The organism is Bailinhaonella thermotolerans, assembly GCF_003594875.1.
Classification (GTDB): domain Bacteria; phylum Actinomycetota; class Actinomycetes; order Streptosporangiales; family Streptosporangiaceae; genus Bailinhaonella; species Bailinhaonella thermotolerans.
In genome coordinates, this window is sequence record NZ_QZEY01000008.1 from 174911 (window position 1) to 192616 (window position 17706).

General features: G+C 71.6%; 17 protein-coding genes and 1 tRNA gene. 9 read left to right on the plus strand and 9 right to left on the minus strand.

Annotated features, from left to right (window positions below; genetic code table 11):
- Window positions 1-60 precede the first annotated feature (60 nt).
- The gene (locus D5H75_RS21590) at window positions 61-1218 is read left to right on the plus strand and encodes an FAD-dependent oxidoreductase (protein ID WP_119928315.1); all 1158 of its coding nucleotides are present in this window, start codon (window positions 61-63) and stop codon (window positions 1216-1218) included.
- 107 nt (window positions 1219-1325) lie between these two features.
- Here the strand turns inward: D5H75_RS21590 and D5H75_RS21595 are convergent, their stop codons facing one another.
- From D5H75_RS21595 to D5H75_RS21610, 4 genes are all read right to left on the minus strand, one after another.
- Entirely contained in the window at window positions 1326-1784 is a 459-nt protein-coding gene (locus tag D5H75_RS21595; protein ID WP_202638370.1) for a VOC family protein, read from the minus strand.
- Window positions 1785-2019: 235 nt separating this feature from the next.
- A complete protein-coding gene (locus tag D5H75_RS21600; protein WP_119928316.1) occupies window positions 2020-2997 on the minus strand; it encodes a phosphotriesterase family protein in 978 nt (325 codons plus the stop codon).
- Window positions 2998-3175: 178 nt separating this feature from the next.
- Window positions 3176-3940 (minus strand): PIG-L deacetylase family protein, encoded by a 765-nt coding sequence (locus D5H75_RS21605; RefSeq protein ID WP_119928317.1) that lies wholly within the window; start codon window positions 3938-3940, stop codon window positions 3176-3178.
- Window positions 3941-4085: 145 nt separating this feature from the next.
- Window positions 4086-5819, minus strand: coding sequence for a bifunctional metallophosphatase/5'-nucleotidase (locus D5H75_RS21610; RefSeq protein WP_119928318.1), 1734 nt, complete (start codon window positions 5817-5819; stop codon window positions 4086-4088).
- A 133-nt stretch (window positions 5820-5952) separates the two neighbouring features.
- Here D5H75_RS21610 and mshD point away from each other — a divergent pair, with 133 nt between their 5' ends.
- Window positions 5953-6801: a mycothiol synthase gene (gene mshD / locus D5H75_RS21615; RefSeq protein WP_119928449.1), complete on the plus strand. Its 849-nt coding sequence runs from the start codon at window positions 5953-5955 to the stop codon at window positions 6799-6801.
- A 324-nt stretch (window positions 6802-7125) separates the two neighbouring features.
- On the opposite strand, the gene D5H75_RS21620 is transcribed toward mshD, so the two are convergent.
- The 3 genes from D5H75_RS21620 to dcd all read right to left on the minus strand — a co-directional run bounded on the left by D5H75_RS21620 (window position 7126) and on the right by dcd (window position 10154).
- Window positions 7126-8121, minus strand: a complete 996-nt coding sequence (locus tag D5H75_RS21620) for an inorganic phosphate transporter (RefSeq protein WP_119928319.1) — start codon at window positions 8119-8121, stop codon at window positions 7126-7128.
- Window positions 8122-8126: 5 nt separating this feature from the next.
- Window positions 8127-8744: a DUF47 domain-containing protein gene (locus tag D5H75_RS21625; RefSeq protein WP_119928320.1), complete on the minus strand. Its 618-nt coding sequence runs from the start codon at window positions 8742-8744 to the stop codon at window positions 8127-8129.
- 834 nt (window positions 8745-9578) lie between these two features.
- Complete coding sequence (gene dcd, locus D5H75_RS21630; protein WP_119928321.1) at window positions 9579-10154, minus strand: dCTP deaminase; 576 nt, start codon at window positions 10152-10154, stop codon at window positions 9579-9581.
- A 115-nt stretch (window positions 10155-10269) separates the two neighbouring features.
- On the opposite strand from dcd, the gene D5H75_RS21635 reads away from it, so the two are divergent.
- The 3 genes from D5H75_RS21635 (at window position 10270) to D5H75_RS21645 (ending at window position 12935) form a co-directional block, all read left to right on the plus strand.
- Window positions 10270-10343, plus strand: a tRNA-Gly gene (locus tag D5H75_RS21635).
- 622 nt (window positions 10344-10965) lie between these two features.
- Window positions 10966-11604 (plus strand): HAD family hydrolase, encoded by a 639-nt coding sequence (locus tag D5H75_RS21640; RefSeq protein ID WP_202638371.1) that lies wholly within the window; start codon window positions 10966-10968, stop codon window positions 11602-11604.
- Window positions 11605-12125: 521 nt separating this feature from the next.
- Window positions 12126-12935, plus strand: a complete 810-nt coding sequence (locus D5H75_RS21645) for an inositol monophosphatase family protein (RefSeq protein ID WP_119928322.1) — start codon at window positions 12126-12128, stop codon at window positions 12933-12935.
- A gap of 37 nt (window positions 12936-12972) precedes the next feature.
- Here D5H75_RS21645 and D5H75_RS21650 read toward each other — a convergent pair whose 3' ends face one another.
- On the minus strand, window positions 12973-13521 hold the full coding sequence (locus tag D5H75_RS21650; protein ID WP_147425238.1) for a hypothetical protein: 549 nt from the start codon (window positions 13519-13521) through the stop codon (window positions 12973-12975).
- A gap of 187 nt (window positions 13522-13708) precedes the next feature.
- On the opposite strand from D5H75_RS21650, the gene D5H75_RS21655 reads away from it, so the two are divergent.
- The 3 genes from D5H75_RS21655 to D5H75_RS21665 all read left to right on the plus strand — a co-directional run bounded on the left by D5H75_RS21655 (window position 13709) and on the right by D5H75_RS21665 (window position 16498).
- The gene (locus D5H75_RS21655; RefSeq protein WP_119928324.1) at window positions 13709-15001 is read left to right on the plus strand and encodes an NsdA family TPR-like regulatory protein; all 1293 of its coding nucleotides are present in this window, start codon (window positions 13709-13711) and stop codon (window positions 14999-15001) included.
- 532 nt (window positions 15002-15533) lie between these two features.
- Entirely contained in the window at window positions 15534-16079 is a 546-nt protein-coding gene (locus tag D5H75_RS21660; RefSeq protein WP_119928325.1) for a DUF5317 family protein, read from the plus strand.
- A 194-nt stretch (window positions 16080-16273) separates the two neighbouring features.
- Complete coding sequence (locus D5H75_RS21665; RefSeq protein WP_147425239.1) at window positions 16274-16498, plus strand: hypothetical protein; 225 nt, start codon at window positions 16274-16276, stop codon at window positions 16496-16498.
- Window positions 16499-16642: 144 nt separating this feature from the next.
- Here the strand turns inward: D5H75_RS21665 and D5H75_RS21670 are convergent, their stop codons facing one another.
- Complete coding sequence (locus D5H75_RS21670; RefSeq protein WP_119928327.1) at window positions 16643-17122, minus strand: DUF1801 domain-containing protein; 480 nt, start codon at window positions 17120-17122, stop codon at window positions 16643-16645.
- 306 nt (window positions 17123-17428) lie between these two features.
- Between D5H75_RS21670 and D5H75_RS21675 the strand changes: the two genes are divergently transcribed.
- Window positions 17429-17653 (plus strand): hypothetical protein, encoded by a 225-nt coding sequence (locus D5H75_RS21675; protein ID WP_119928328.1) that lies wholly within the window; start codon window positions 17429-17431, stop codon window positions 17651-17653.
- Window positions 17654-17706: the final 53 nt, after the last annotated feature.

A 17706-nucleotide genomic window follows, 5' to 3' on the forward strand; every position in this document is an offset into this window, starting at 1 on the left:
TCCCAATCTACTCCAGTTCGAGATATCTTCATATAGGAGATACTCCGACTTGGAGGAAATATGGACGTCATCGTCATCGGCGCCGGGATCGGCGGCCTCGCGGTCGCCCGCGCGCTCCTGCCCGCCGGGCACAACGTGCGGATCTACGAGCAGGCCCCCGCCCAGCGCACCGGCGGCGCGGGGCTGACGATCTTCTGCAACGGCGCCGCCGTCCTGCACGACCTGGGGGTGAGCCTCGACGGCGTCTCCGTCCCGGTCGACACGATCGACGCCCTCACGTCCGACGGCCGCCTCCGCATGCGCGCCGACCTCCGCCACGCCGCCGAGCGCTACGGCTTCCCCACCAAGTCCGTGTCCCGCCGCGAGCTCCTGGAGCTCCTCTCCGAAGGACTCCCCGAGGACCTGGTCCAGTACGGCAAGGCGTGCCGCGGCGTGACCCAGACCGCCGGCAAGGTGACCGCGTCCTTCGCCGACGGCACCAGCGACACCGCGGACCTGCTGATCGGCGCGGACGGCCACCACTCCGTCGTACGGCGGGCCCTGTGGGGCGACGGCGTGGTGAAGCCGGCGACCTACGGCACCTGGCAGGCGTTCAGCGAGATCGACATCGACATCACCGACACGGGCCTGCACCTGATGATCACCGGCAAGGAGGGCGCCTGCGGCGTCATCCCCGCGGGCGAGGGACGTCTGCAGTGGTGGTTCGACGTCCGCTGGTCCCCGGGCGACCCGCGCCCGGCGAACCCCCTGGCCGACCTGCGCCGCCGCTTCGGCCACTGGGCCTCCCCGGTCCCGGAGATCCTGGCCGCCGCCGACGAGTCCGACCTCGACTTCTTCGGCCACCACTGGAACAAGGTCCGCAAGGTCTGGGGCGAGGGACGCGTCACCCTCCTGGGCGACTCCGCCCACACCATGCCGCCCACCCTCGGGCAGGGCGCGAACCAGACCATGGAGGACGCCTGGGTCCTGGCCCGCGAGCTCGCCAAGCCCGGCCCCGACGTCCCCGCCAAGCTCCGCGCCTACGAGCGGGCGAGGTACCCCCACGTCAACCTGGTCTCCCGCATGGCCAGGCGCAACCCCGCCAACGTGCGGATCCCCCCGGTCATCGGCCGCCTGCTCCCGGAGACGGGCCACTCGAACATGCTGGCCCGCTTCAGCAACCGCCTGACGGCCCAGCAGAACGGCACCGCCCCCACGAGGACCCACGCCGCCCGCTGACCCGCGGCAGCCGCCCCGGGGGCCGGCTGCCGCGTCCAGAGGCGGGCCACCGCGTCCAGAGGCGGGCCACCGCGTCCCAGGCGGGGCTACCGCGTCCCGATGCGGTGCTACCGCGTCCAGAGGCAGAAGGGGTGGCCCGCCGGGTCCAGGAGGACCAGGACGTCCTCCTGGGGCTGGTGGCCTGCCCGCTTCGCCCCCAGGGCCTCCGCGTGGGCGGCGGCGGCCTCCAGATCGTCCACCTCGATGTCCAGGTGCATCATCATCTGCTGGTCACCGGGGCGCGCGGGCCACTTCGGGGGGACGTACTCCGCCTCGGCCTGGAACGAGAGGCCCACGCCGCCCCCGGGCGGGACCAGCCGCAGCCACTCGTCCCCGTCCTCGGCGACCTCCCACCCGAGCAGCCGCCGGTAGAACCCGGCCAGTTCCCGCACGTCCGGCGCCCCCAGCACGACCGCCGTCAGCGCCGTCCACGGCCTCCCGCCCGCGCCGCCCGTCCCGCCCGCGCCGTCCCTGCCGCCCGCGCCGCTGGTCCCGCCCGCGCCGTCCCTGCCGCCCGTGCCGCCCATGCCGACCTCCCCGGCCCGCCGAAGTCGCTCCGGGACCGGTCTTCCCCGCCGCCCGCCGAACCCACCTCCCGGTGAGCCCCGCCGAGCCCGCCCCTCTCGTCCGGCCCGCGCCCGCCTGGGGCCGTACGGCGCGCCGGCCCGTCCGCACGGCTCGCGCCGGCCCTGGCCCGTACGGCGCGGGCGGGCTCCGGCCGTACGGCGGGAGCGGGGCGGGACGTCGCGGGCGGCCGCGGGGTCAGGTGGTGCGCTCGAACCAGGCCCGGGGGGTTCGGACGAGCATGGCGTCGATGTCCTTCTCGTCGAGCCCGCGCTCCCTGAGGGCGGGGACGACGTCGCGCAGGACGTGGAGGTAGTTCCAGTTGGGCAGGGCGGGGAGGAAGTCCGGCTGGACCCAGTCGATGAGGCAGGCGGTGTCCTGGGAGAGGACCATGCGGTCGGCGTAGCCCCGGCGGGCCATCTCGGCGACGATGGCCACGCGGTCCTCGAAGGGCAGCTCGACATCGATGCCGAACCTGTCCATCCCGAGGATGAAACCGGACTCGGCGAGTTCGGTGAGGTGGTCGGCGTCGGTGGTGTCGCCGCTGTGGGCCAGGATGACGCGGCCGGGGGGCACGCCCTCCTCGGCGAGCACCCGGCGAACCGCGAGGCCCGTGCGGGAGCGGGGATGGGTGTGGACCATGATCGGGACGCCGGTCTCGCGGTGGGCCCCGGCGGCGGCGCGCATCACCCGCTCGACGCCCGGGGTGAGGCCGTGGGAGTCGATCGCGCACTTGATGAAGGCCGCCTTGGAGTCCGTGCCCTGGATCCCCTCCCGGATGTCGCGGACGAACAGCTCCACCATCGGCTCCGGCAGGCCCGGCAGCAGCCCCGGCCCCCGGAACCGGAAGTACCCGGGAACGTCGGCGTAGGTGTAGATGCCGGTCGCGACGATGATGTTGAGGCCGGGGACCCGCTCGGCGATGCGCCGTATCCTCGGCACGTCCCGCCCCAGCCCGTCCACCGTCGGGTCCACCAGCGTGGTGATCCCGGCGTCCCGCACCTCGCGCAGCCGCCGTACGGCGTCGGCGACGCGCTCCTCCTCGTCCCAGGCGCCGGCCTCCCAGTTGGCCTGGCTGTCGGCCGTGAGCACGAAGACGTGCTCGTGCATCAGCGTCGCGCCCAGCTCCGCCGTGGGCACCGCCCCGAGCACCGTCTCGACCTGGGTAACGCCCATGCCCGCCTCCCGCCGCCCGAAAGCTCCCCCAAACCGTAATCCGCCCCCCACCCCCGAACAAGATTCGGCCATCACCCGCGTGGGGCCAGGGGCGGGCACGCCCGTACGGCGGGGGCCGGGGCGGACCTCGCGGCGGGCGCGGAGGGGGCTCGGCGGGGATCGCGGTCGCCGTGGGGGGTCAGGGGCCGGGGTTCCGGGGTGTGGGGGCGGCGAACCATTCGCGGCCGAGGAGGAGGGCGAAGATCGGGAGGGGGAGGCGGAGGAGGAGGCGGTAGAGGGGCGCGACGCGCCCGCGGCCGGTGTACTGGGAGCGGTGGGCGGCCAGGGCGGCGCGCTTGCGGCGGGCGTAGCGGGTGACGTTCACCCGGTGCGTGATCGCCGAGGACGGGCTGTAGAAGCCGGTCATCTTCTCCAGGTCGTAGCGGCGGGCCAGGCCGAGGCGCTGCGCGACCGACAGCACCCGGTACGCCAGGTCGCGGGGCATGGTGGACTCGAGGACCACGCGCGTTCCGGCGAGCTCGGCCGCGAGCCGGCCCACCTCGTGCACCCTCACGTGGTCGGGGTGCCCGTAGCCGCCGTTCGCGTCGTAGCTCAGCAGCACCTCCGCCCGCTCCTCGCGCAGGATCGCGGCCAGCCGCCCGGCCGCCTCGCCGGGGTCCGCGCGCACGAAGCGCCGCCGGTCCGCCGGGTCCGGGTACAGCACCGGGCCGTGCCCGCTGTCGGCGTACCCCAGGTGCTCGACCCGGGCCACCCCCAGCGCCGCCGCACTCTCCCGCAGCTCGGCCAGCCGGGGCGCGCCGCCCTCGGGCACCTCGCCCATCAGCCCGTCGCAGGCGACCACCAGCACGACCCGGTGGCCCTCGTCCGCCGCCCGCGCCAGCGTCCCCGCGTTCAGCAGCACCTCGTCGTCCGGATGCGCGTGGAACGCCACCAACGTCACCATCGCCCCAGTCTCACACCCGGCGCGGCCCGGCGAGAGCCGTACGACCGAAAACGATCACGGCCGGGAGAGGCCCCTGAACGGCGGAAGGCCCCGCCGCACGGCCGCGGATGGCCGTACGGCGGGGCCGCCGTGAAGAGTCGCCCGACTACTTGACCGTGATCCGGTCGGTGGCCGGGGGCGTGATCGGGGAGTGGGCCTTCAGGTAGGCGGTGAAGGCGTCCAGGTCGGGCATGCCGATCCAGCGGTCCTTGCCCTTGGTGAAGGCGGTGAAGCTGTCGCCGCCGTCCAGGAGGAAGGCGTTGGCGGCCACGCGGATCTGCTGGTCCGGCGTCACGGCCTTACCGTCGATCTTGATGTCGGAGATGCGGGAGCCGGCCGCGGCGGACGGGGTCATCGTGTAGCTGAGGTTCGCCGAGGGGGACATCACGCGGTTCTTGGGCGTCTGGAACTGCTGCTCCAGGAGCTCCTTGAGGTCGGCGCCGGTCAGGGTGACCACGCCCATCAGGTTGCCGAACGGCTGGACGTCGAAGGCCTCGCCGAAGGTGACGTTGCCGTCGCCCTCGCCGTTCTTCTGGGCGTACGCCAGGTCGGCGCGCACGCCGCCCGCGTTCATCAGCGCGATCTCGGCCTTGCCCTCGGCCTTGGTGGCCTCGAGCTGGGCGTCGGCGATGACGTTGCCGAGGGGGGTCTCACCGGAGGGCCCGGCCTTGCGGTCGAGGGTCGCCGTGATCTTGCCGATGACCTTGTCACCGACCTCGGAGACGTGGGCCTTCCACTTGGCCACGAACTTCTCGGTCTCCGGGTCCGGCGCGATCGTCTGGGTGACGACGTGGTTGTCGGCCTTGACCGTGGAGCGGACGACGTCACCGGTGCGGCGGTCCACCTTCAGGTCCACCTGGGTGATGACGCGCCCGTTGGAGCCGCCCTGGGAGTACACCCGGTTCGCGCCCGCGGGGTCCTTGACCTGGCAGATGTAGGCGTTGTGCGAGTGGCCCTCGAGGATGACGTCGATCTCGGACGCGGACTGTGTCGCGATGCGGTAGCCGGGGCCGGGCTTGGCCGAGCACGCGTCGGGGCTCTTGCCGGTCTCGATCTGGTCGCCCTCGTGCACCAGCACGACCTGCGCGCGGACGCCCATGCGGCGGAGCTGCGCGGAGGCGCGGTTGACGGCCTCGACCTCGTCGGTGAACTTGAGGTCCTTGACGCCGGACGGGGTCACGATCGTCGGGGTGATCTGCGTGACGGCGCCGATGAGGCCGACCTTCACGCCGTTGACCTTGCGGATCGTGAACGGCGCGACCGCGTGCTTGCCGTTCTTCTTGTAGAGGATGTTGGCCGCGACGTAGTCGTACTTCGCGCCCTTCCACTTGCCCTCGGGCGAGCAGCCGTCCACCGGGTGGCAGCCGCCCTTCATGATGCGCTGGAGCTCGGCGAAGCCCTCGTCCAGCTCGTGGTTGCCCACGGCCGAGGCGGTGACGCCCACACGCCCGAGGAACTCGACGCTCGGCTCGTCGTGGTACGCCGCGGAGATCAGCGGGCTGCCGCCGATCATGTCGCCCTGCGCCACGGTGAGCGTGTTCCGGTCGCGGAGCCGCTTGAGGTGGGCCGCGATGTACACCGCGCCGCCCGCCTTCACGGTCTTGCCGTCCTCGTCCACGATCTCGCCGCCGCTGCCGCTGGCCGGTTCGAGGTTGCCGTGGAAGTCGTTCAGGGCGAGCAGCCGCACCGGCACCTCGCGCTTGAAGGGCAGGCTCTCGGACGGCTGGCCGGGCTGGATCGGCCGGTCCGGGTTCGCGCCGGCCGGGAGGGACGCGAGTCCCAGGCCGGATATGGCGATAGCACCGGCCGCCAGGAGCCGGACGATGTTGCGAGACGTCATGAGGTCTGAGAGTAGGGGGCAAACCCTTCCGGCAAGTGTCACAAACATAACGATTCATCGCATTACGGAATGTCGTGCTTTGCCGTACCACCAGGTCAGCGCGGTGATCACACGGCGCAATAGGCTGCTGAACATGGACGTTTCCACCGAGATTCGCAGTGTTTTGACCCCGGACGAGCAGACGGCCGCGCTCGCCCTGATCGAGGCCGCCGCGCGGGCCGACGGGGTCGGGCCGATCTCCGAGCACGGCATGTTGTGGATCCGGTACGGCGGGCCCGCCCGGGCCCTGCTGGTGTACGCCGACGGGGAGCTCGCCGGGTACGCCCACGTGGAGCCCGACGGCACCGAGTTCGTGGTCCATCCCGGGCGGCGCGGGCAGGGCCTGGGCCGACGCCTCCTCGACGGCGCCCTGGAGCTGGGCGCGAAGAAGATCTGGGCCCACGGCGACCACCCGGCCGCCGCCGCGCTCGCGCGGGCCGCCGGGCTGGACCGCGTACGCGCGCTGTGGCAGATGCGCCGCCCGCTGGCCGAGCCGTTCCCCGAGCCGCGCCTCCCCGAGGGCGTGCGGCTGCGCGCGTTCGTGCCCGGCGCGGACGAGGAGGAGTGGCTCGGAGTGAACTCCCGTGCCTTCGCCACCCACCCCGAGCAGGGCAAATGGACGCGGTCCGACATCGACCAGCGCGAGGCCGAGGCGTGGTTCGACCCCGCGGGGTTCCTGATCGCCGATCGCGGCGGGCGCATGGCCGGATTCCACTGGACCAAGGTCGAGGACGGCGTCGGGGAGGTCTACGTCGTCGGCGTGGACCCGTCCGAGCAGGGCACCGGCCTCGGGCGGGCGCTCACGCTGGCGGGCCTGGCGCACCTGCGCGACCGGGGCCTGGAGCTGGTCACGCTCTACGTGGACGAGGAGAACCGCCCCGCCGTGAAGCTGTACGAGTCGCTCGGCTTCGAGCACTTCGGCACCGACGTCATGTACGCCTAGGACCGCGTCTCCCCCACCGCGCGCCTCCCGCCTGGCGTCCGCGCCCCCGCGGCGGCCGTACGGCCTGAGCCGTCCCGCGCGAGCCGTACGGCCTGAGCGGCGCCCCGCGCGAGCCGTACGGCGTCCGCGGGGCCCGGGTGGGCCCGGGTAGCGGGTGGAAGGCCGGGCGGGAGCGCGGGAGGGCGTGCGGGGCCTCTCGGGGCCGCATGGGGCCAGGAGGTCTTCCCGGGCCGGCGGGGAACCGGCGGTGGGCCGGGCGGAACGAGACGCGCCCCGCGGCGCCGTACGGGACGGGCGGGCGGGGCGCGGTCGGCGTCGCTCCGGCTAGACGATCAGGTCGGAGATGAAGAACGTCAGCGCCGCGATGATGCCGGCGCCGGGGAACGTGAAGATCCACGCGCCCACGATGTTGCCGGCGACGCCCCAGCGGACCGCCGAGATGCGCTTCGTCGCGCCCACGCCCATGATCGTCGAGGTGATCGTGTGGGTCGTGGAGATCGGCAGGCCGAAGTTGGCGGCCACGTAGAGCACGGTCGCCGCGGCGGACTCGGCCGCGAAGCCGCGCGGGGGGTCGAGCTCGATGATGCGGCGCCCGAGGGTCCGCATGATCCGCCAGCCTCCGGCGTACGTGCCGGCGGCGAGGACGCCCGCGGTGAGGAAGTAGACCCAGAGCGGGATCGTGTCGCCCTCGTGGAAGTCGCCCACGTTGAGGGCGAGCACCACGATGCCCATGATCTTGGCGGCGTCCTGCATGCCGTGGCCGAACGCCATGGCCGCCGCCGACAGGGTCTGCGCCAGCCGGAACCCGCGGCTCACCCGTCCGGGATGCGCCTTCCGGAACAACCACAAGATCCCGGTCATCACCAGGTAACCCAGGATGATCCCGACGATCGGGGAGACGATCATCGGGACGACGATCTTGTTGAGCACGCCGTCCCACAGGACGGTGTGGGCCGCCGCCAGCGTCGCCCCGACCATGCCGCCGATGAGGGCGTGCGAGGACGACGACGGCAGGCCGAACCACCAGGTGATGAGGTTCCAGGCGATCGCCCCGATCAGCGCCGCGAAGACGATGACCAGGCTGTCCTTACCGTCAGGCAGGTCGATGATGCCCTGCCCGACGGTTTTGGCCACGCTCGCGCCGAAGAACGAGCCCGCCAGGTTCATCACCGCGGCCATCGCCAGCGCCGCCCGGGGCGTCAGCGCCCGGGTGGACACCGAGGTCGCGATGGCGTTCGCGGCGTCGTGGAACCCGTTGGTGTAGTTGAAGCCCATCGCCACCGCGATGACGACGACGATGCCGATGAGATCAGCGGACAAGGTGCTCAGGACTCCTTGACCGCGATGCTCTCGACCGTGTTGGCCACGTGCTCGAAGGCATCGGCAGCGCTTTCGAGCTGGTCGATGACCTCCTTCATCTTGAGCACGGTCAGCGCGTCGTAGTCACCGCTGAACAGCTTGGCGAGCAGCCGGCGGTAGACCTGGTCGCCCTGGTTCTCCAGCCGGTTGATCTCGATCCAGTACTCGTTGAGGTTCTTCATGGACCGCAGCCGGGGCATGGCCTCGGCGGTCAGCTCGGCCGCCCGCTCCAGAACCTCGACCTGGCGCACGACCTCCTTCGGCAGGTGGTCGATCTGGTACAGGACGACCAGATCCGCCGCCGCCTCCATGTAGTCCATGCAGTCGTCGAGGTTCGAGGCGAGACGGTAGATGTCCTCGCGGTCGAACGGGGTGATGAAGCTTTCGTTGAGGCGCCGCATGATCGCATGCGTACGCTCGTCACCGGCGTGCTCGCAGGCACGCATCTTCTCGGCGATCCCCTCGCGGTCGGCTCCCTCGCTGATCAGTTCGACCAGCAATCGGGACGCCGTCACGAGGTTGCCCGCAGAGTCGGCGAACAAGTCGTAGTAGCTGTCCTCACGCGGCGTGAGACGCAGGCGCACGTCATACTCCTGATGTGCGGGAACGATCCGCTGAGGATGCTACGGGCAACCAGCGGAAATGCGAACTTCAGGGCCCGCATACCCGTTCGTCACCCTCTCCTCACCCAACAAGACTGCCCGTCTCTTGTACCTGGATGCGGGAGACACGCTCAAGTTGCCGGTACCCTTACCCGCTTTTCCACCCCTTCGCCGGAAAAGTGGACATGGGAGCGTCCGGAATGCGGACGCTTGCGGGGGTCACGACGCGGCGCCGCGCGACGGAAGGGGCGGTGCGCCGGTTCGCCTGCGGGGCCGGGGCTGAGAGCTTCCGCCGCAGGTGATTCGATCTTCTTTGAGCGATTTGCGGCCCTTGACGGCGTACGTCCGGAGAGGGGCGCGAACGGGAGCTCCGGCACCGCCGCCGAGGTGGCGACGCTGGATGATCTTGGACGATGACGGGGACGCCCCAGGCCCCCGCGGACCCGCTCGCGACTAGTCGATCTTGCGACGAGCGCTTCGCGGGCCCGCGCGGCTGTGGGAATCATCACACCGCCCCGGACCCGGCGTGAGCCGCTCCGAGCCCGCCCCGCGAGTACGCCCGAGGATCCCGCCGCGAGAGCCGTACGGACCGGGCGAGCGCCGCACGAAAGGGAGCGGCCGGGCGCGAACCGGGGAGGACCGGGCCGAGCCGGGGAGAGCCGGGCGCGAACCGGGGAGGACCGGGCGCGAACCGGGGAGGACCGGGCCGAGCCGGGGCCGGGCGCGCGCCGTACGGAACGAGGAGACCGGGCGTGAGCCGTACGGCTGCCGCGGCGGCACGCCCGCCGAGAGGGAAAGGGCCGACGGACGGCCGGCTCAGACCTCGGTGCGGTGGAAGTTGAGGTAGGAGCGGGAGGGGGTCGGGCCGCGCTGGCCCTGGTAGTGGCTGCCGTAGACCGCGGAGCCGTACGGGTGCTCGACCGGGGAGCTGAGCCGGAAGAGGCAGAGCTGCCCGATCTTCATCCCCGGCCACAGCTTGATCGGCAGGGTGGCGACGTTGGACAGCTCCAGCGTCACGTGGCCCTCGAACCCGGGGTCGATCCACCCGGCCGTCGAGTGCGTGAGCAGCCCCAGCCGCCCCAGCGAGCTCTTGCCCTCAAGCCGCCCCGCGATGTCGTCGGGCAACTGCACCAGCTCGTAGGTGCTCGCGAGCACGAACTCCCCGGGGTGCAGGATGAACGGCTCGTCGTCGGCCGGCTCCACCAGCCGCGTCAGGTCGGGCTGCTCCTGGGCGGGGTCGATGTGCGGGTAACGGTGGTTCTCGAACACCCGGAAGTACCGGTCCAGCCGCACGTCCACGGAGGACGGCTGAATCATGGACGCGTCAGACGGATCCAGCCGGACCCGCCCCTTCTCAAGCTCAACTCGAATGTCGCGGTCAGAGAGCAGCACGCTCTGCAACCTACCAACCCCCCACAGCGCAAGCCCCCGCCCAACGGCATCCCGTCCCCGCCCGCCCAAAATTCCGCTAGTATGACGAGGCGGTAAGCGCCAAGGCGCGACCCCCGCGGGTGTAGTTCAATGGCAGAACGGCAGCTTCCCAAGCTGCTAGTGCGGGTTCGATTCCCGTCACCCGCTCCAACAGAGCAAGGCCCAGGTCCTCAGGACCCGGGCCTTTCCGCTGTACGGCGAGCCCGCCGTACAGCGCCCCCAGCACCGACCAAAAAGCGACCCCAACGCCCCCGGCCGTACGGCGAACCCAACGCCTTGGTCGTACGTCGGAGCCCGGGCGAAGCGGGCAGGAAAGCGGCCACCCGAAAGCAAGGTCCTCGCGAGAGAGCGCTCCGCGCGACCGAGCTCAGGCCGCTTTGTGTGGGGGCAAGCCCCCGCACCCCCGGCGAGGGGCTGCCGCCCCTCCCCCTCCCCGCAAACCCCGACCGACGCGAAACCGAAAGACGCGTCGGCAAGAACGCGAACGAGGATCCGCACGGAGGCGAGGCCGGGCGCCAGGACCGGGGCATCGCCGAAGAAGCCACGGTGAACGCCCAGCCGCCGAGCTGTCGTGCCTTCACGGCAGCCATGTCCCATCTCGTCGCGCGAACAGCCCTCTGGCCCTGGAATCCCTCGTTACGGTGCTTCCACCGGTTCACTTCGTGTCCAGGCGGCGCCATGACCGAACAACCGACCCGTTGAAGACGCTCATGCGGGAACGTCATTGCCGGCCCACCCCGGCCGAGGCCGTCCGCCTGCTCGCCCAGGCCCGTTGCCTCCTGCTCGACTTCGACGGCCCCGTCTGCGCCGTCTTCGCCGGCCTCCCCGCCCCCACGGTCGCCGCCCGGCTCCGCGACCACCTCGCCCAGTTGGTCCCCGACGTACCACCAGGCGTCAAGAGACCGACCCGCTTGAGGTCCTCCGCTTCGCCGCCACCGCAGGCCGCGAGGTCAGCGACCGCATCGAGGCCGCCCTGCGCGCCCTGGAAGTGCAGGCGGTTCCCTGCGCCACGCCCACACCAGGCACCGCCGACGTGATGGCCACTGCCCACCGGGCCGGAAAGCGCCTCGCCGTGGTCAGCAACAACTCCGACGCCGCCGTCAAGCTCTACACCGACAGCCACGGCCTGTCCGGCCTCATCGACGTCATCTCAGCCCGGGGTATGGCATCCGACCCCGGGCTGCTCAAGCCACACCCCCACCTCGTGCGCCAGGCCATCGAGGGCTTGGACGCCGATCCCGCGACATGCGTCCTCGTGGGCGACTCCACCGCCGACATCCTCAGCGCCCACAGCGCAGGCATCCCCTGCATCGGCTACGCCAACAAACCCGGCAAGGCCGACCGCCTCAGCACCGCCGGAGCCGACACCATCATCACGCACATGACCGACCTCCTCCCCGCCACGACCTGACCAGCGATCCACGCCGAGCACTGCCCAATTTGGCTTCAGAAATCAAGGCGGCGGCTCCGCCGACGCCGCCCCCGCTGTTCCGGCTAACGTCGGGATCATGAGCGACCCCGGCACTCCGCCCATGACGCGTGCCCGTGCCGCAGGGGGCGCGCTCTGATCTGGCGGCGGTGGGCGGGGGAGAGAGTGCCGCCGTCGAAGACGAACGGGACTTTGTCGCCTTCCTGGGGATGGGGTGGGGCTGCCGCCCCTCCCCCTCCCCGCAAACCTCGGCAGACGCCACAGGGGGAAATGCCGCGACCGTTACAGACAGGGCGAGGCGGCTATCAGCGAGCGTCACGCGAGAGGCGCTCTTAGACCAATCCGCGGAAGCATTACCGGTGGCCGGTTCGGGGCGGCGGCTGGTGACGTGAAACCCGGTCGCGTGTGCTGCTGGGGCCGGGCACACTTCAGGCATCGAGATCGCGGCTATTCCCGATCTTTGAGCACGTTTACGCAGGTCTGTGTGCTAGGAGTAGGCCAGTTTGAGGACGGATCACCGGTCGCTGCTCGCCGTCGCCGAGGAGGCGGTGGACATTGCCAGCGATCTCGCGAGAAGTGAACTGCCCGGCGTGATCACCGGCAAGGGCGACCGGGATATGGCCTCGGAGGTCGATTTCGCCATTGAGCGCGCGGTGCGTGAATTCCTGCGGGAACGCACGCCGGAGGTGACGTTTCTCGGCGAGGAGGAGGGCGTCTCGGGCGAACGCGCCTATCCGATGTGGGCATTGGATCCGATAGACGGGACCGCGAACTTCATACGCGGCATCCCGCTCTGCGGCATCTCCCTCGGGCTTGTCGAGCGGACCGGCTTCACCGTCGGCGTGGTCGATCTGCCGTTCCTGGGCTCGCGGTACACCGCCGTCGTCGGCGAGGGCGCCTCTCGGAACGGCGCCCCGATGAAGGCGAGCCGCGCGGAGGACCTGGGGGACGCGATCGTGGCCATCGGCGACTACGCCGTGGGGAACGGCTCCGTGGAGAAGAACCGGCTGCGCCTCGCCCTGACCCACCAGCTCGCCGCACGCGCGCAACGTGTCCGGATGCTCGGTTCGGCCGCGGTCGACCTCTGCTGGGTGGCGGAAGGAAAGATCGACGCGAGCATCATGCTGAGCAACAAGCCCTGGGCCACGAGCGCGGGGGTCGTCATAGCCCGCGAGGCCGGAGCCGCCGTGGTCGACAGCGGCGGCAGCCCCCACACCCCGGCCTCCCAGGCCACCATCGCCGCCGCCCCCGCCCTGATCCCCCAGATCCTCGACGCCCTGCGAGCCGCCGAAAGCTCTCTGCCGCCGGATTGACCTCCGCCGCCCGCTTCAAGCACATAAGGCCCGGGCCTCACGCCTCCGGCTGTTCGAGACGCCGGTTGCACGCTCGTTCACGGAGCTCCCGCTCGGCCCGTGCCCGCGCGGTCATTCGCTGCAACAGCGCTCGTGCCTTGGCGATCGTCTCCGTCATCGTCACGTGCCGGATCGCCTCCAGCGAGCGCTCGTCGAGGGGCCATCCCGGTTCGCGCATGCCTGCCTCGCCTCCCAAGCCGGACCCGCCGGTCACCTGCCGATACCGTTGATCCACGCGGCGCGCCGCCGTCGCCGGGCTGTCGGCCACGCCGTACGTGTAGATCCGGCGCCCCGACTCCGAGACACGCCCTGTCCACCAGCGGAACAACGTGCCGTTCGTCCAGACCACGACGTCGGCCCGTGCGCCGACCCAGACCACCGCCACTCCGAAGCCCTCATGGACTTCGCCCGAGAGACCGCGAAGCGCCAACTGCTCGGCCAGCCCCAGAGCGGCCCGGCGGGCGGCCATCGCCGGGCGCCCGCCGCTCGTCCGCGCGACCAGCCCGCCCCGGAACGATCGCGGTCCCGGGCGTGGCACGTCGTTCATGCCGTGTCCCTCCGTTCGGCTGCCGGCCATGTCCTCTCCCCGCGTCTCCGGCTGGGCCGGGGCTGATGTCGTACGGTTGTCGGTAGACGGCCAGACAATCAGCGATCGCCGGAGCGAGGACCCGCTGAGCGGCCCCCCTCTTACCCCCCTTTCCGCACCCCCCTTTTGAGCTTCGGAAGGTGAGTCGATGGGCAGGCCCGTGCCGAATCTGCGGCTCAGAGCGTGGCGGAACACTCAGCACCTGACCCGCGAGGGATTCGCGAACGCGATCAACCGGACCCCCACGGGGATGGCCCAGAAGCTGGAGTGCGACGAGGAGCGGGTACGCCGTTGGGAGACCGGCGAAGTGCGCTGGCCCCGCGCCCACTATCGGCGGGCCCTCGCCGAGCTGACCGGACGGCCTCCCGAGTCCCTGGGCTTCATCCCGCCCGGCGGCGGACACGGCTCAGCCCTGATCGCCGGGGAGGTCATGCCGCGCGACGCGCTCAACGCCGAGGCCGAGCTGTTCGACACGATGGAACTCGCCCAGCGCCTTCAAGCGTCCGACGTCGGCACCGGGACCCTGGAGGCGTTGCAGGAGGCTGTTGACCTGCTATGCCGCGCCTATCCGGTGACACCCGCCCCAGCCCTGCGCGCCCGCGCCGTCCGCCGGTTGGCGTACGTCGACAAGCTGCTCAGCGGCCGCGTCACCCTCGCCCAGCACCGCGAACTGCTCGTGATCGCCGGTTGGCTCACCGCGCTTCTGGGGTGTGTGCACTACGACCTCGGTGAACGGGAGGAGGCCGAGGCGTCGCGCCGGACCGCCTACAACATGGGCCGCGAGGCCGGGCACGGCGAACTCATGGGGTGGGCGCACGAGATGGCGGCCTGGTTCGCCCTCACCGAGGGCCGCTATGAGGACGTGGTGGCCCAGGCCCGCGCCGGACAGGACATCGCCGGTCCCACGAGCGCGCAGGTCCAGCTCACCCTGCAGGAAGCTCGCGGACTCGCACGCCTGGGCGACCGCGGGGAGGCCGACCGCGCTCTCGCCAGGGGAGCCGACGTCCTCGCGACCTTGCCCCTGCCGTCCAACCCCGACCATCACTTCGTGTTCGACCACTCGAAGTGGATCTTCTACGCCGCCACCTGTTATGCCTGGCTGGGGGACGACGACCGCGCCGAAGAGCACGCGCTTGAGACCATCGACCAGCACACCCGCCCGGACGGAACCAGCAACGCGCCGATGCGGATGGCCGACGCGCACATCGACCTCGGCATGGTCTACGCGCGGCGGGGCGAACTCGAAGCCGCCGTGGACCACGGCATGACCGCCCTCGACTTCGAGCGCCGATCCCTGGTCGACCTGGTCAACCGCGCCGGAGACCTCGACCGCATCCTGCGACGCCGCTACCGCCGCGAGCAGCTCGCCCAGGAGTTCCACGACCGCTGCCGCCAGGCCCGCCACGCCATGAACACCCGCCGTCCCCACCTACTCGGCTGAACGACGCACACCCACTCCCCCATGCGGGGTTCTCGTTCGCGTTCTGGATTTCGCGTCTTTCGGTCTCGCGTCTTTCGGTCTCGCGTCGGTCGGGGTTTGCGGGGAGGGGGAGGGGCGGCAGCCCCTCGCCGGGGGTGTGGTGGCTTGCCCCCACACAAAGCGGCCCGCGCTCGGACGCGCGAAGCGCTCTCTCGCGAGGACCTTGCCTTCGGGCGGCCGCTTTCCTACCGGCCTCGCCTCGGCATCCCCGTACGGCCCGCGCGTTGGCCTCGCCGTACGGTCGGCGCGTTGGCCTCGCCGTACGGCCTGCGGGTTGGCCTCGCCGTACGGTCGGCGCGTTGGCCTCGCCGTACGGCCTGCGGGTTGGCCTCGCCGTACGGCCTGCGCGTTGGCCTCGCCGTACGGCCTGCGGGGGACTTCGGTGTGCGACCTGTGCGCTGTGGCTAAAGAGGTGTGCGCTCAGGTGGAAGACGGGGGCGGGGCTGGGGTGGACGCTCTCAGGGATGGAGTGACAGGGCCGGAGGGGCTGGGAATGCCTGGGTTTCTCGTGCTGGCCGGGGTGCCGGTCGTCGCCGGGGTCGTCGCCGGGTTCTGGAGGGGCGGGAGCCTTGACGGGATCGCCGGCGGGTTTCGGGGGCTCTGGCTGTTGTGGCTGGCCGTGGGGACTCAGGTCGCGCACGCCTACCTGGGCGGCGGGGCGGCGTTTCTCGCTCTGACCTTCCTCATCGTCCTGGGCTGGGTGGCGGTCAATCTGGCGGGCTTCTCGCCGGGGATGCGCGGGGGCGCGGGGCTGGTGCTGGGGGGCGCGGTCATGAACGGGGTCGCGATCGCGGTCAACGGGGCGATGCCGTACTCGGCCTGGGCGGCGGAGGTCATCGGCCTGCCCGCCGGGAGCGCCACGGCCAAGAACGAGCCCGAGACCGCCGGCACGCGGCTGATGTTCCTGGCCGACGTCATTCCCGTTCCCGGGCTACAGAAGATCGTCAGTTTGGGAGACGTCGCCATCTCGGTCGGCTCCGCTCTGCTCATCGCCGCCGCGATGCGGCGTCACCCCCGCAAGGAAGGCGAACCATCATGAAACGCATCACCAGCCGTCCCCGGGTCGCGCAGGCCGTGTGCGCGCTCTTCGCGCTCGCCACGCTGCTCTACACCGTGGGCGCGCCCTGGGACTCGCACTGAGCGGGCGGCCGTGTGCCGGTGGCGTCGCCGTACGGCGGCGCGGTCACCCGGCTCCGGCGCCGATCCCCCGACCTCACCGCTGAGGAGGCCAGCATGGACGGCAAGGTAAACACGATCACCCTCGTCCGCGACGACGACGCCGGGCAGGGGGCCGCGACGGTCACGATCACGGTTGACGGCGCCCAGGTCACCGAGACGGTCACGCTGAACGGCGTGGCCGACAAGGAGACCCACAGGTTCGCCGGCGCCGCCGAGGCCGACCGGTACCTCCACGACCGCCGCGTCGCCCTGATCGCCGACGGTTACCACGATTCGTGACCCACGGCACGAAGCGGCCCCGCACTCCCGAGGGGGGAGAGCGGGGCCTCTTCACGCCCGAGGGGATCCTGGAGCGCCGCCTCGATCACCCACCCGGTGGCGGATGAAACCGCCTCGCCGGCGGGGCCGGGCGTTCTGCGGTCCTCAGCCGGCTGCCCTGCGCACGAGGTCCCTCAGGGTGGCCTCGGCGGACTCGGTCAGGGTGGTCAGGGCGAAGGCGGTGGGCCAGAGGCCGATGGGGTCGTCGAGCGCCGCCTCGGGGCCGAACCCGAAGGTCGAATACCGCTCCTTGTCCAGGTGGCCGCTGCGGAAGAAGCAGACGACCTTGCCCGCCTTGGCGTAGGCGGGCTGGCCGTACCAGAGCCTGGGGGCCAGTTCCGGGGCGGCGGTGGTGACGAGGGCGTGCACGCGTTCGGCCAGGGCGCGGTCCGGCGGGGCCATCTCGGCGATCGCCGCCAGCACCGCCGCCCCGTCGTCGGCCGCCTTCTTCGAGCCGCGGCGGGCGCGTGACCCGGCCTTGAGCTCTCTGGCGCGCGCCTTCATCGCGGCGCGCTCCTCCTCGGAGAAACCCTCCTTCGAGGGCTCGGCCCGGGACTCCTCGCCGGCCTTCGACGTGCCGCTCATGTGCGTCGATCCTCCTCAACACGGCAACGGTGCCCCTTCACGCTAGGGGCCGCGGCGCAGGCGGGACTTCTCGAATCCTGACCACCTCGACGACCCGCGAGCGGAAGGCGGCGTACGGCGACCGCGGGCGTACGGCAGGCGCCCCGTATGACGATCACGGCGTACGACGATCCCGGCGTACGGCCGGCGCGGGGTGAAGCGGTCAGGAATCGAGAAGCCGCGGGCACTCGGCGCGCCTAGCGTGAAAGCCCGTGTACGCCCAGGCTCCAACGGCGTCCCGGCGGAGTTCCGGAGGAGGAGGTATCCATGAGCGGAAACAACCGGGTCCGGCAGGTCCATCGGTGGTTGTCGATCGTGTTCACGGTGACCGTCCTGGTGGCCATCGTCGCCGGGCTGCAGGAGAAGCCGGCCGAGTGGCTCTACTACGTCCCGCTCTTCCCGCTCGCCCTGCAGATGTTCACCGGCCTGTACCTGTTCGCCCTGCCGTACGTCGCCAGACGCCGCGCCGACCATACCGCTCGCGAGGCGTGACCCACCCGCTCGCGAGGCTGGGCCCACCGCTCGCGAGGCGTGACCCGGGGCTG